Origin of the sequence: Nocardia sp. NPDC052566 (genome assembly GCF_044547285.1) — a bacterium.
Classification (GTDB): Bacteria; Actinomycetota; Actinomycetes; order Mycobacteriales; family Mycobacteriaceae; genus Nocardia.
In genome coordinates this window covers 804,573-817,874 of record NZ_JBIUAF010000005.1, presented here as the reverse complement: position 1 = coordinate 817,874, position 13,302 = coordinate 804,573, and the positions used below count along the sequence as shown (strand labels likewise).

At 67.8% G+C, this 13,302-nt stretch carries 10 protein-coding genes and 2 pseudogenes; 9 read left to right on the top strand and 3 right to left on the bottom strand.

Features of this window, described 5'->3' with window-relative positions:
- The first annotated feature begins 251 nt into the window (after positions 1-251).
- From ACIG5A_RS28665 to ACIG5A_RS28655, 3 genes are all read left to right on the top strand, one after another.
- Entirely contained in the window at positions 252-1,829 is a 1,578-nt protein-coding gene (locus ACIG5A_RS28665; protein WP_397245465.1) for an LVIVD repeat-containing protein, read from the top strand.
- Positions 1,826-2,473 (top strand): DUF305 domain-containing protein, encoded by a 648-nt coding sequence (locus ACIG5A_RS28660; protein ID WP_397245463.1) that lies wholly within the window; start codon positions 1,826-1,828, stop codon positions 2,471-2,473. Before ACIG5A_RS28665 ends, ACIG5A_RS28660 begins: the two co-directional genes overlap by 4 nt.
- 145 nt (positions 2,474-2,618) lie before the next feature.
- Positions 2,619-3,347 (top strand): PaaI family thioesterase, encoded by a 729-nt coding sequence (locus ACIG5A_RS28655; protein ID WP_397245461.1) that lies wholly within the window; start codon positions 2,619-2,621, stop codon positions 3,345-3,347.
- A gap of 3 nt (positions 3,348-3,350) precedes the next feature.
- On the opposite strand, the gene ACIG5A_RS28650 is transcribed toward ACIG5A_RS28655, so the two are convergent.
- A complete protein-coding gene (locus ACIG5A_RS28650) occupies positions 3,351-3,887 on the bottom strand; it encodes a GNAT family N-acetyltransferase (protein ID WP_397245459.1) in 537 nt (178 codons plus the stop codon).
- A gap of 22 nt (positions 3,888-3,909) precedes the next feature.
- Complete coding sequence (locus ACIG5A_RS28645) at positions 3,910-4,476, bottom strand: hypothetical protein (RefSeq protein ID WP_397245457.1); 567 nt, start codon at positions 4,474-4,476, stop codon at positions 3,910-3,912.
- 432 nt (positions 4,477-4,908) lie between these two features.
- Between ACIG5A_RS28645 and ACIG5A_RS28640 the strand changes: the two genes are divergently transcribed.
- The 5 genes and pseudogenes from ACIG5A_RS28640 to ACIG5A_RS28620 all read left to right on the top strand — a co-directional run.
- Entirely contained in the window at positions 4,909-6,096 is a 1,188-nt protein-coding gene (locus ACIG5A_RS28640) for a hypothetical protein (RefSeq protein ID WP_397245455.1), read from the top strand.
- Positions 6,093-8,030, top strand: a complete 1,938-nt coding sequence (locus ACIG5A_RS28635; protein WP_397245453.1) for a caspase family protein — start codon at positions 6,093-6,095, stop codon at positions 8,028-8,030. The genes ACIG5A_RS28640 and ACIG5A_RS28635 overlap by 4 nt, the downstream gene beginning before the upstream one ends.
- Before the next feature lie 11 nt (positions 8,031-8,041).
- Complete coding sequence (locus ACIG5A_RS28630; protein ID WP_397245451.1) at positions 8,042-9,079, top strand: AAA family ATPase; 1,038 nt, start codon at positions 8,042-8,044, stop codon at positions 9,077-9,079.
- A pseudogene (locus tag ACIG5A_RS28625) lies at positions 9,076-10,449 on the top strand (SAV_2336 N-terminal domain-related protein); the annotation flags it as partial. The gene ACIG5A_RS28630 and the pseudogene ACIG5A_RS28625, both read left to right, overlap by 4 nt.
- A 324-nt stretch (positions 10,450-10,773) precedes the next feature.
- A pseudogene (locus tag ACIG5A_RS28620) lies at positions 10,774-11,686 on the top strand (protein kinase); the annotation flags it as partial.
- Positions 11,687-12,036: 350 nt separating this feature from the next.
- On the opposite strand, the gene ACIG5A_RS28615 reads toward ACIG5A_RS28620, so the two are convergent.
- Complete coding sequence (locus tag ACIG5A_RS28615) at positions 12,037-12,249, bottom strand: hypothetical protein (protein ID WP_397245449.1); 213 nt, start codon at positions 12,247-12,249, stop codon at positions 12,037-12,039.
- A 277-nt stretch (positions 12,250-12,526) separates the two neighbouring features.
- On the opposite strand from ACIG5A_RS28615, the gene ACIG5A_RS28610 reads away from it, so the two are divergent.
- Entirely contained in the window at positions 12,527-13,240 is a 714-nt protein-coding gene (locus tag ACIG5A_RS28610; protein WP_397245447.1) for a hypothetical protein, read from the top strand.
- Positions 13,241-13,302: the final 62 nt, after the last annotated feature.

Here is a 13,302-nt window from a genome sequence, read left to right as displayed (position 1 = left end):
CTCTGTTGGTCTCCGTTCCGCTCGAATTCCCCAGCGCCACAGTGACATACCCACGAGTCGGACGCACGGTTCGTTTCGTTGAGTGGATCATGGACCGGCGATACCGTCCCCTTGCCAACCGACCGGTCTCGCGCCAATTCCGGGAAAGTCCTTCCGTAAGTTACCGACTGTTACTACTATTCAGTCAGTTTCCGCGCTGTCCCAGTCAGCGCGGGCCGGACCACCACGGATGAAGGTTGGGGGACACAACGATGCGCCCTTCGGCACGCTCGCGTCGCGCGAAACCATTGGCCCTGTTCATCGTCGGCGCGATAGCCGCGGTGATGCTGCCGAGCAGCACCGCCTCGGCGGATCTGCAATCCGATATCGCCACCGCGGTCCAGGAGTTCCTCGATGTCGGGCGCGATTCCGTCCCGCGCGCGGACTGCGGACCGGGCTCGATGCCCGAATCCGGACTCCAGGGCGACGTGCCCGCCGCCGATCGCGACAGCGGGCGCAGCACCAAGGGCTACCGCTGCAATATGTCCATGATCGGCAACTTCGCCGGGCGCGGCGCGGGGATCACCTCGACCAGCTTCGAGAACTGCGCCTACATGGGCTCGTTCTTCCCCGGCGACCTGATCAGCGAGGGTCGTGGCGTCCAGGTGCTCGACGTCTCCGATCCCGCGAACCCGCGCCCGACCGCCACCCTCGCCGAGCCCGCGATGCTGGCGGGTACCTGGGAGAGCCTGAAGGTCAACACCAAGCGCAAGCTGCTGGTCGGCACGGGCGTCCCAGTCGGTACCGGCGTCGGTTACCTCTCGATCTACGACATCTCCGACTGCGCGCACCCACGGCTGCTCAATCCCGGCGCGGGCACGAATCTCCTGATGCCGCTGCCGATCACCACGCACGAGGGCGGCTTCTCCCCCGACGGCAACACCTACTGGGCCTCCGGCATCGCGCCCGGATTCGTCAGCGCCGTCGACATTTCCGATCCGGCGAACCCGCACGTGGTCTGGCAGGGCCTCACCGGCATCGAGGCACACGGCTTCGGCATCAGCCCCGACGGCAACCGGATGTACATCTCCGCGCTCGGCGGTTTCACCGTGCTCGATATCAGCGCGGTACAGCGGCGCGACCCGAATCCGCAAGTGCCACACCTGGGTAGGACCTTCTGGACCGACGGCTGGGCCACCCAGCACAGCATCCCGGTCAGCTATGGCGGCAAGCCCTACCTCTACACCGTCGACGAAGGTGGTTCCGGCGGTGTGAAACTCATCGACGTCGGCAACGACGGCGCGCCCAAGGTCGCCGGGAAGATCAAGCTGGAGATCAACCTGCCGCAGAATATCGACAGCAATATCGGTTCCTCCATGGGCGGTTCCGCGTTCGCCTACGAGTCCCACTACTGCGCGGCCGACCGGCAGGAAGATCCGACCGCGCTCGCCTGTGGCTGGATCTCCTCGGGCATCAGGGTTTTCGATGTCCGCGACCCGCGGAACATCCGCGAGATCGCATACTTCAATCCGCCCGCGCGGACCGGCCAGAACCTCAGCCTGTGGAACTCGCCGCACGCCCTGGCCTCCATCATCGGCGTGCCCGTGATGAGCGCACCACCCGCCGCGCGCGCGGTGCTGGAGGGGCAGTTCAACCCCTGGGACGCGCTGACCCCGCGCACCGGCAGGCTCGCCTTCGGCGACATGTCCACCGACTGGTGCTTCTCGCCACCCGAATGGCGCGGCAACCAGCTGTATGTCGCCTGTTCCGACAACGGATTCATGGTGCTGCAACTGGACAACGACGTGTACGCCCCGCCGGCGAACCAAGAATCGATCGTCGGGTCGTGACGCGCTCGCGCGTGATCAGGGCCGCGGCGCTCACCTCGCTCGCGCTCACGCTGCTGGTGCTCGGCGCGGCGCTGCGGCCACTGGTCCTTCCCGACAACCACACCGCCCCTCCGATTCTCGACGCGGTGGAGATCGGCTTCGCGCAGGATATGACCGCCCATCATCAGCAGGCGCTGATGATGGTGCAGCGGCTCGATCCCGGTGCGGGGCCCGCGGTGCAGCGGCTGGCGCGCCAGCTCGACGACACCCAGCGCCTCGAGATGGGCACCATGCTCGGCTGGCTTCGGCTCGCCGGCGCGCCACCGACGGCGAGCAGGCCGATGGCCTGGATGCACGCGAAAGACGCTGCCGTGCAACATCATCAGGTCGCCGCGTCGACGCCACCGGCCACCATGCCCGGCATGGCGACCATGGCCGAACTCGACGCGCTGGCCGCCGCGCGCGGCCGCGACGCCGAAATCCTGTTCCTGCAACTGATGTTGCGCCATCACCAGGGCGGTATCGCGATGGCCATGGCCGCCGACGGCTTGATCGCCTCGGGCCCGGTCAAGGAGACCGCCCGCTCGATGGTGCAGGGCCAGAACCAGGAGGCCGGGATCATCGGCCTGATGCTCGGTCAGCTGGGCGGCCAGCCACTGTCGTGAGACTCGTATCCCGCTGTCGCGGCATCGGGATGCCGTCGCGCGAGTCCGGCGTCGCACATCGCACGGCCGTGCACCGGCGTGCCGGACCTCGGCGGTATCGTCGATCACGATCGGCGGATGGCAGGCGCGGGAGGGTGGGCGACAGATGATCCAGGTGAGCGAGATCAGCATTCCCGACTACGTGCACGGATTTCCCGATGTGGCGTTCGGCGGATATGTCGCCGGACTGCTCGCGAAACGGTCGGGTGCGCCGCGGGTGCGGGTGGACTTCCGGGCGAAGGTGCCGGTCGGCGAACCGATCGTCCTCGCCTCGCCGAGGTCGGGCGCGCACACGCTGACCGGTGCCGACGGCACACTGCTCGCCGAGGCCTCGCCCGCGGTGCTGCGCATTGATCCGCCGCCGGTACCGTCCTGGGCCGACGCCCACGACGCCGCGGCGGCGCAGCTCCCCTCGGGGAGCAGGCGGGTCACCGACTGCTACGGCTGCGGAACCGCCTGCGCTCCCGGCCGCGGCCTGCTCCTGCACCCGTGTGCGGCGGCCGACCGCGAGCTGACCGTGGCGGCATGGTCACCCCACCCCGCGCTCGCCGGGGCCGACGGACAGTTGCCGCCGGAAGTGGTGTGGGCGGCACTGGACTGCCCCGGCGGATGGGCCGCGATCACCTGGCAGGGCATGCGACCCGGCTCGGTCACCGCCGCGCTCACCGCGACCCAGCTCCGCCCCGTCCTGGCCGGTGCCCAATACATCTCCTATGCCTGGCCGATCCACCGCGAAGGCCGCAAGTTCACCGTCGGTGTCGGGCTGGCCACCGCGAGCGGTGAGCTCTGCGCCCTCGCCGAGGCGCTGTGGATCCAGCCCGAACACCTCGCGTAGCGCTCAGTCGATCCAGTACCGCCGCTTCGGCGCACGTCCCGGCCCGACCGGTTCCACCGACGACAACAGCCCGCCACAGGACTCGATCACCTTGGCCGACACCGCATTGTCGTCGTCACAGGTAACCAGCACCCGATCGATGCCGATGGCCCGCGCCACCACCAGGCTCTGGCGCAGGATTTCGCGCGCGTAGCCGCGGCGCCGATAGCGCGGCAGCACGCAGTAGCCGATGTGCCCGCCCTCGCGCCGCAGGCTCTCGGTGAGCCGATGCCGGATCGAGGTCCGGCCGACGATATGACCTTGCGCCTCGGCGACCAGGTACGTCGCGGCGACCCGGAACGGCGGCAGATGCCGCCCGCACCGCCAATCCTCCAGCGTGGCAACATACTCCGGCCACGGCATACCCGGTGTCACCTCGAAACCGAATTCGAAGTCGTCGGCCTTCATCACCTCGTGCGCGGCGAGGAACTCCTGCTCGTCGCCCAACCCCAACGGCCGCAAGCGCAGCCCCGGATAAACCCCGGCCACCCCGTCACCCACCTTTTATCAGTTCCCCTCGGATTCAGGATTTGTCGGTGAACCGGTACCACCGACCATGGAACGGCTCATAGCCGATGCCCTGCGACGGCGCCGGACCTAGGCGCGGTGGCGGAGCATCGGGGAAGTAGCCGAATCCTACCGAATCATCCTCTCCCGCTTGGGTGTAGAACAGGCAGCCACCATCACGCCGATCGATGAAGGTGATGGTGTACACCCCGAGGCGGGTGTGCCGTCCCGGATTGTCGCAGGCCACCGCCTGGTCCTCCAGGATCCCGCGCGAGAGCTGCCAGCCGACCGTCCGCGGGATATCGAACCAGACCAGCGCCGCCAGTATCCCGACCAGCAGCGGCACCACCAGCGCGCTCACATAGGCGCGATACCGCAGAATGCCGAACAATCCGAACAGCACCGCGACGAGAACGACCACCGCCAGGCCCACCCAGAGCAGCACCACGGTGGGAAAACTCCCCTCGGCCCCCACCTGCCAGAGCAGCACCAGCCCGACCACGAGCACGACCAGCGCGATCAACCGCATCCACAGGACGAACCACCGCGGGATACGCGCACGCACCGCACCGTCGCCGCCCATGCGATCAAGATACGTCGCGGACGCCGACCGCGCGCGCCATCGAACGAAACCTGTTGGCGCTCAGCGCCATCCGGCCGAAAAACACCGATCCCCCGGCCACCTGGCCGAGGGATCGGTGCTGGTACGACTGAACGGAATCACAGGGGTGGAAATCCGGACGAACCGGTGGCCATCCAATTCCAAAACATCGCCGCGCGATTGGCGAGCAATGCGACAACGTCGAGAACAACACTTCCCATAAGTCTTCCTCACAAATCCGTCGATCCTTGATGCAGCGACCAGGGTAACGGATCGGCATCGACGCAACGGCGCGCGCTCGGCCGCCCAGAATTCGCGGATCCGATCGTCGAGTTCACCCGCGAGCCGCCGATCGCTGCGTCATCATTGGCATCTGCGATGGCGGCGGATCCGATCTCCTGGGGGATGGACGCAATGACAACGGTGGTTTTCGTGCACGGAACGGGCGTCCGCCGGGCCTCGTTCGAGGACACGTTCGCGGCGGTGAGCGAGAACCTGACGCACATCAGACCCGGCTTCCGCGTCACACCCTGTTATTGGGGTGACGTGTGCGGCGCGCGGCTGAACCTGGACGGCGCCTCCATTCCGCTCGGCTACTCCTCGCGCGCCGGTGACACCTGGTCCGACGACGATCCGGCGCTTGCGCTGTGGGCGCTGCTCGAATCGGATCCGCTGTACGAGCTCAGGCATGCGTCGCCGGGCCGGGTACCGGAGACCCCGATGCCGCCGAACGCACCGCTGCCGGGGCGCCAATTGGCCAACGCGGCCAGGAACCTCACCGACGACGCGGCGGTGGTCGACGCGGCCCGCGCGGCCGGCGTCGCGCCCGTGCTCGGCCCCGCGATCGACGGGGTCATCGCGAGCCCCGAATACGCGCGGTCGGTGATACACGCGGCGGCGCTGGGTGCCGAACTCATCAAGGTGCTCGCCCGCGCGATCGTCGCCGCCGCGACGGTGCGGATGGATCGCAGGCTCGACGGCGTACTCGCGCTCGACGGCGCACATCGCGACGAACTCGCCGCCTGCATCGTGGCCGGCCTCGGCGGCTCGGACCGCGGCATGGGCAAACTGGTCGTCGATGTCGCGCTGGCGACCGGCATCACCAAACCCGCCGAGCGCCGCCGCGCCGCGATCAGCAACGCCTTCGCCCCGCTGGCCGGCGACGTCGTCCTCTATCTCACCCGCGGTAACCCGTTGCGCGCCTACCTTTTCCACACGGTCACCGAACTCGCGCAGACCTACCCCGGCGAGGACATCATCGTGCTCGCCCACAGCCTCGGCGGTATCGCCGTGGTGGACATGCTGATCACCCGCGCGCTCCCCCAGGTCTCGCTGCTGATCACCGTCGGCTCCCAGGCCCCGCTGCTCTACGAGCTCAACGCCCTGCCCACCCTCGAATTCGGCGCACCACTGCCCGCCCACATGCCCCCCTGGGTGAACATCTACGACCGCCGCGACCTCCTCGGCTACGCCGCCGAACCGGTCTTCCCCAACCACACCGTAGACCGCACCGTAGACAACAACACCCCCTTCCCCCGCTCCCACAGCGCCTACTTCCGCCGCCAGAACTTCTTCGACGTCCTGGACGAAGTCTTGCCGTGAACATATTTCCCGCGCGCACACTGGCGGTGATCATCGGTATCGAGGACTACCGGATCGGCCCCGGCTGGCCGCTGAACGGACCGGCCCTCGACGCCTGCCGGTTCGCCTCCTGGCTGATCGAGCGTGGGGTCGACGCCGGGAGTATCTCACTGCTGGTCTCGGCACTGCCGTCGAACGCGGCCGCGGTCGACGCGCTGCCGCACGGCATCACCGTCGGCGCCGCCGACCATCAGACCATCCGGCGGGCGCTCACCTCCTATCTCTACCGCAGCTCGAGCGACCTGCTGATCCTGTACATCGGTGGACACGGATACATCGACAAGGACGTCCGCCGCATCCTCTATGCCGACGCCACCGCCGACGACGAGGCCAACCTGAACCTCACTTCGCTACTGAAATCCATGCGCACGGAACGCTATTCGGGACACCTCCGGCAGCTCGTCTTCGTGGATTCTTGCCTGAGCTTCGCGCACGAAACCCACTGGGACACCTCGGCCATCCCCGACGAAACCTTCGCGAGCGGCCGCGAACTCCACGATTACGACCAGCGCGCGTTCTTCGCGGCGAGCCCAGGCCAGCGCGCCGCGAACGACGATCGGCTGCGCACCGGACTGTTCTCCCGGGTGCTGCGGGAACTACTGGATCCGATGGTGGCCGAGGGGATCTCCCGGTTGGATCACGGCGCGCTGCTCACCGCGCTGCGCGAGCGCTTCGAGTATCTCCGCGGTACCGGTCACACCGAACAGTCGCCGAGTTATCTGGCGCACAGCGCGAACGGGACCGAGGAGGTCGTCGTCGATCGTGCCGCGTTCCGGCGCGCGGCCGCGCGCGAATCGGCGCAGCGTCATCTGGACTTCGACGAGTACCAAGCCCTCAAAGCGATCCTGCATCAGGCCGCGATCCATATCGAGATCGGTGAGACCTTCCGACGGGCCACCAGAAATACCGTCGACCTACCGACGCCGCGCAACGTCGACGACCTGTTCTCCGTGCTGGAGGCGCTGCGCGGGCCGGTCGAACCGACGCCACTGTTCTCGTTTCTGGTCACCTTCGCCGAAAGCGCGGACACCGGCACCCAGGAACGGCTCTGGGAGTGGTTGCACACGACCGCACCGCGATACCGGATCGACGTCGACGAGCTCCGTTCGCTGCGTGCGCATTTGCGCCGCAGGGTATATCTCGTCCGCCTGCTGCCCGATTATCTCGACGACGGCTACCAGGTCACCATCTGGGAGTATGCCGGCACCGAGGGCAGACAGTTGGCAGTGAGCGAGACACCTTGGCGCGCACAGCAACTCGCCGATCAGCTCAGCGGCTACCTGCGTGACTTCGACCCACAACGGGTCGACGACGTCGCACCGGTCGTCGAATTCCTCATGCCCATCACGATGTTCGACGAACGCGTGGAGGATCTCGAGGTCACCGTCGGCGGCGGCACCGAGCCACTCGGCGTCGTATTCCCGGTGGTGGTCCGGCCGATCGAGCGCATCGGCGCGACCGACTGGCATTCGCGGTGGCGCAGCGGCTGGGCCGATCTGGAAGCGCGCGGTGACAGCTACGACGCCGAGGCCATCACCGTCGTCGACGAGCAGAGCTCCTTCGATATCGCGGTGTTGAGCGGACGAGTCTGCACAGTTCTCGCCTACCGGAGAAACCGGTCCGGCGCGGATCCGATCGTGCTCGACGCGCTCGCGGCCGGTATCCCGATCATGTTGTGGCAGCGCACCATTCCAGGACGACCACCTCGCCGATCAGCGCTGGACAGCGTGCTGCGCGGCAGGCCGCTGCGCGATCTGCGCGATACCGTGCGCGGTCAGCGCGCCGCGGCCAGAACGACATCGAGCGGCGACCATATCGGGCGCGATCTGGTGCTGCTCTGGGACGACCCGCATCGCATACCCGCCCACCTACGCTTGGCGCCGCCGGGCAGATAGGACATGCCACCATGAGCGCGTGGCCGATATTCCACGGCACCGCGGTGCCGCACGACGGCATCGAGCAGCTGCCGCCGCCACCCAATTGGCGGACCTTCGCCGGTGCGCCCGTGCAGCCACCACCGCCCGCAACCGATCCGGAGACCGCGGCGAGCGTCGCGCGCCGGATCGGCATCGGCGACACCCATCCGCGGCCGACCGGCCACGAACTGCGGCTGATCAACGCCGCACTCTTCCTGCGCCGACCACTGCTGGTCACCGGGCGGCCCGGCAGCGGAAAGTCGACGCTGGCAACGACTGTCGCGACCGAACTCGGGCTCGGACCGGTGCTGACCTGGCCGATCACCAGTCGATCCACACTGCGCGACGGGCTGTACCGATACGACCCGATCGGCCGGTTACGCGAGGAGAACCTGCGCCAGGCGCGCGCCCGCGCGGCCGAGCAGAGCGGTGCCGCGATACCCGCCGACGAGGACGATATCGGCCGCCATATCCGGCTCGGACCGCTGGGTACCGCGCTGCTGCCGTACGACCGGCCGCGGGTGCTGCTCATCGATGAGATCGATAAGAGCGATATCGATCTCCCCAACGACCTGCTCAATGTCTTCGAGGACGGCACCTACGAGATCGACGAGCTGACCCGCCTTCCCGCGGAACAGGCGGAGATCTCGGTGCGCACGGCCGATGCCGACGGCCAAGCCATGATCCAGCGTGGGCGCGTACTGTGCCGCGCGTTCCCGTTCGTCGTACTCACGAGCAACGGTGAGCGGGAATTCCCGGCGGCGTTCCTGCGCCGCTGTCTGCGCCTGGATCTGCGGCAACCCGACCGCGCCCAGCTGGCCGCCATGGTGGCCGCGCATCTCGGACCGGAGGCGGTCGCCACCGCGCAGCCGTACATCCGGGATTTCCTCGCGAAGCGGACGCTGTCCGAAATCGCCACCGATCAGCTGCTCAACGTCGTGTATCTCGCCATGTCCGGCCAGCACGACTCCTTCACCGAGGTCGTCGCGGCGGTGCTCAGACCGCTCAGTGAGGCGGGCACGGAGTGATCGATCGGCTCGGTGCGGTACTGGCGGGTGCCGGTCTCGACCCGTCGGTCGCCGAGCTGCGCGACGCGCTGTGGCTGGTGCCGCACTTCGCCGCGGCGGCAATGCCACCCGGAACGGTCGCGGCGGAACCGGTCGATGCGGTACGGGCCGAGATCGTGCCGCTGCCACCGCGTGCCGACGACGACGAAACCTGGGTCGCCCCGCCGGGCGAGCAACCAGGCGAAGCCGAGGCCGAGCGGCACGCGACGGGTTTCGAAGGGGCACTGTCCGATACACACCGCGCGGTCGCGGCCAGGACTCCGGCAGTGCCGGCACTGCGCAACCAGCTGTTGCTGGCCCGATCGCTTCGACCGGTGAAACGCACTGTGGCGGGCCAGTATTCGTCGATCATCGACGAAGTCGCCACGGTCGATCGGATAGCGGAGGAAGGTATCTGGCTGCCGGTGCTGCGACCGGCACGGGAGCGCTGGCTGGACCTGATCATCCTCTGCGACACGTCACCGTCGATGGTCGTGTGGCGGCGGACGCTCGCGGAATTCCATGACACCGCAGCCAGTTCGGGCGCCTTCCGCAGAATGGTCCGGCTCGAGATCGACAGCTCGGCGCCCTCAGCGCGGCTGCTCACCCACACGCCACATGTCCCGATCGACGGATCGGGCCGACAGGCGATCGTCGTGCTCACCGACACTGTCGGCGAAGGCTGGCACGACGGCCGCATGCACGCGCTGCTGCGGCGATGGGGGCACAGCGCACCCACCGCCGTGCTCACGCTCCTACCGCAACGCTTGTGGCCTGCGACCGGACTACCCGTCGGGCCGATCGAAATGCACACGTCCGCAGGTGGTCTGGCCAATCGATCGTGGCGGATTCGCCGGTCGCGGCGCGGATTCACGAAGCAACGATCCGACGGCGTCCCCATTCCGGTGGTGGAGTTGTCGCCGCGCTGGCTCAGCCGATGGGCGGCGCTCGTCGCGGGTGGCACCGGATGGCAGCCGGGGGCGATGCTGACCGACACGGCCGCTGCCGTCGGTGCGCCGCCGCACCTCGACAGCACCGACGACCTCGTCCGCCACTTCCGCGTCGCGGCCTCACCGACCGCCTTCCAGCTGGCCTGCTATCTCTCCGCCGCATGGCTGAACCTGCCCGTCATGCGGTTGGTCCAGCGCGTCATGCTCCCGGCATCGGACACCGCGCATCTGGCCGAAGTCTTTCTGGGCGGATTGCTGCGCCGCTGCGGGCCCGACGATCCCTCGCTCGATCCCGATCTCGTCCAGTACGAGTTCACCGGTGACGCGCGAGCACAGCTCAACAGCTACCTGATGCGTCGTGACCTGCTCGAAATCCTCGAATCGACAAGCGATTTCGTCGGCGAGCGATTCGGCCAGCGGCTGGATTTCGCGGCCGTGCTCGATGATCCGGAGCAGGCACCGCTCCCCGCGCTCGACGCGACTTCCGGTCCCCCGCTCGCTCACGTCGCCGCGGCGGTGCTGGCCCGGTTGGGTGGCCGGTTCGGTGTGCTCAGCCGCCGCGTCGAGGAGCTCCGTACTGCGGCGGCAACCGCCGTGGCGCAGCAGCACCCGGAAATCGCCGCGCAGGCACAGCCCGCCACGGAATCGGGTTCCACCGTATCCGCCGCCGCATCGCCGAGCCCGCCGGAGCCGGATTACGGACAGACCGCGAGCTCTGGCGGGGTGGTGGCTCAACCACCACCCGTACCAGCGAGCGCGGCACCCCTCGGCCAAGTTCCGAGCCGCCTCAGCGCCCGGTACGAGCTCGGTGAAATCATCGGATTCGGCGGTACATCGGAGATGCACAAGGCTCGCGATCTGCGGCTGAGCCGCGATGTGGCGATCAAGGTGCTGCGCGCCGACCTCGCCCGCGACCCAACCTTCTACCTGCGCTTCAAACGCGAAGCGCAGAACGCGGCGACGCTGAACCATCCGGCGATCGTCGCGGTCTACGACACCGGTGAGGCCGAGGTGGACGGCGGCCCGCTGCCGTACATCGTGATGGAGTACGTCGACGGCGATACGCTGCGCGATGTGGTGCGCGGCAAGGGTCCGCTGCCGCCGCGCCGGGCCATGGAATTGATCGCCGATATATGTGCCGCATTGGATTTCAGCCACCGCAACGGCATCGTGCACCGCGACGTGAAGCCAGCCAACATCATGATCACCTACGCGGGGGCGGTCAAGCTCGGCGGATTCGGCATCGCCCGGGCGATCGCCAACAGCGCGAGCGCTGTGACCCAGGCCGGGGCCGTAATCGGCACCCCGCAGTATCTTTCCCCGGAGCAGGCGCGCGGCGAGACCGTCGACGCCCGCTCGGATGTGTACTCCGTCGGCTGCGTGCTGTTCGAAATCCTCACCGGCGAACCGCCTTTCACCGGCGACTCGCCGCTCGCGGTGGTCTCCCAGCATGTCCGTAATGACCCGCACCTGCCCTCACACGTACATCCCGGGGTGCCGCGCGAACTCGATTCCGTCGTGCTCAAGGCGATGAGCAAGAACCCGGCCAACCGGTACCAGACCGCGGCCGAGATGCGCGCCGACCTGATCCGGGTGCTCGGCGGGCAGAAACCGAGCGCGCCGATGGTGATGACCGATTCCGACTATGAACAGTTCGAACGCCGGACCGATTCACGCACAACCGGTTCCGGCCTCGCCACCCAGCCGAAGTCACCCTGGCGACGCTGGTGGTCGCTCTTACGCAATCGCGACTGACCGAACCCCCGATACACGAATCCCCTGGCAAGCGCTGCCTGCCAGGGGATTCGAGGTGTTGCCGTCAGTTCTTCGCGGCCAGCGCCTTGGCCTCGCGGCGGCGGCGGTGCAGGATCGGCTCGGTGTAGCCGTTTGGGCCCGTTCATCCGATCTGACCTGCAGTGGACGACGCCGAGCCTAGGCCTGTGACTTTTATGTGACCGTTTTGAACAGGTCAGCGAGAATCAGCGACACTCACCGTGCATCGGCCAGGTCGACCACCTGGCGTTCGTCGGGGACGTAATGCCGCCCAGTCACTGGTGAGTTCTCCTCGTGCCCCAGGATGAGCCGAGCAGTCGGCAGGCCGTACTTCTCGGCTACGCGAGTCGCGCGAGTGGAACGCAGAGTCTTCGGCGTCGACCATTCGAGGCCGGTACCCGCCAGAATCCTTTTCCAAGTCAGCGACATCTGCGGCAGGGTAGTTGACGCGACGTCGAGCGGCCTCGGTGGTGTACCCGCGCCTCCAGACCGCGGGCGCCAGAGTCCAGGCCGACTCGAGCTCGTCGAGGACCTGAAACCCTTGGCTACACCGGCAGCCTCCAGAATCTGAGCGCCGACACCCCCGTTATGGGGAGCCGGACCCGGCGATCGCCCCTGATTCACCGCGAGATAGGCTGCCGCGCGGTAGCCATGAAGTGGCTGTGTTTCGATCTATGGGAGTCAGAGCGTTATGTCGTGCCGTCGAATGGTTTTCGCGGGATTACTGTTGGGTGCGGCAGCAGTCGCTGCGGGGTGTTCCAACAGTCAGCAGGCGGCGATCGCGACCAACAGCACTGCTCCCACCACCACGGTCGTGGCGCGACCGATGACTGACTATCTGGTGAGCAGCGCCGACACGCCGGAGATCACCTACGTGCTGCCCCCAGCGGCCGATGCCGCCGCGCTCGGCACCGTCGGCCTCGCCTCTAGCCGCAACACCCCGGAGTGCGCGGCGCGCAACGCGGCCATTCCGCTCGTCAGCGCCGATCCGATGACTGCCGCACTGGCCCGAGTCGAGACCGCTGACGGAAAGCCCCGCTACGACATACAGATCGCGGTGCTGAACCGTGTCGTCGACGTCGACGCGCTGGCCTCGGCCATGCGGGCATGCCCGAGCGCGAACGTCTCGGTGCGCAATCGCGATGGGTCGGAGCAGGCCGTCGACTGGGAGATGCCGGTGTTCAAGGACATCGTCGGGGTCGGTTCGGTACGGGAGATGCCCTACATCCGGGAACTGGGCAACAAGAGCAGCGGCAGTATGCCCACGGCCGCCGTCGTGCGTTTCGTGACGGTTGGCAATCGTACGGTGGTCGAATACATCAGCGGTAGCCTCGGCTCCTTCCGACCCGAGATGCCCGCCGAGAGCATCACTTTCGCAGATAGGCTGCTGGCCGCGCAGGTGGCCAAGCTGAAGCGCTGACTTGCCTCGCAGGAGGACCATTTCGGCCGTGATCGCCCCCTCTGGCCGACGACTCTCCTATC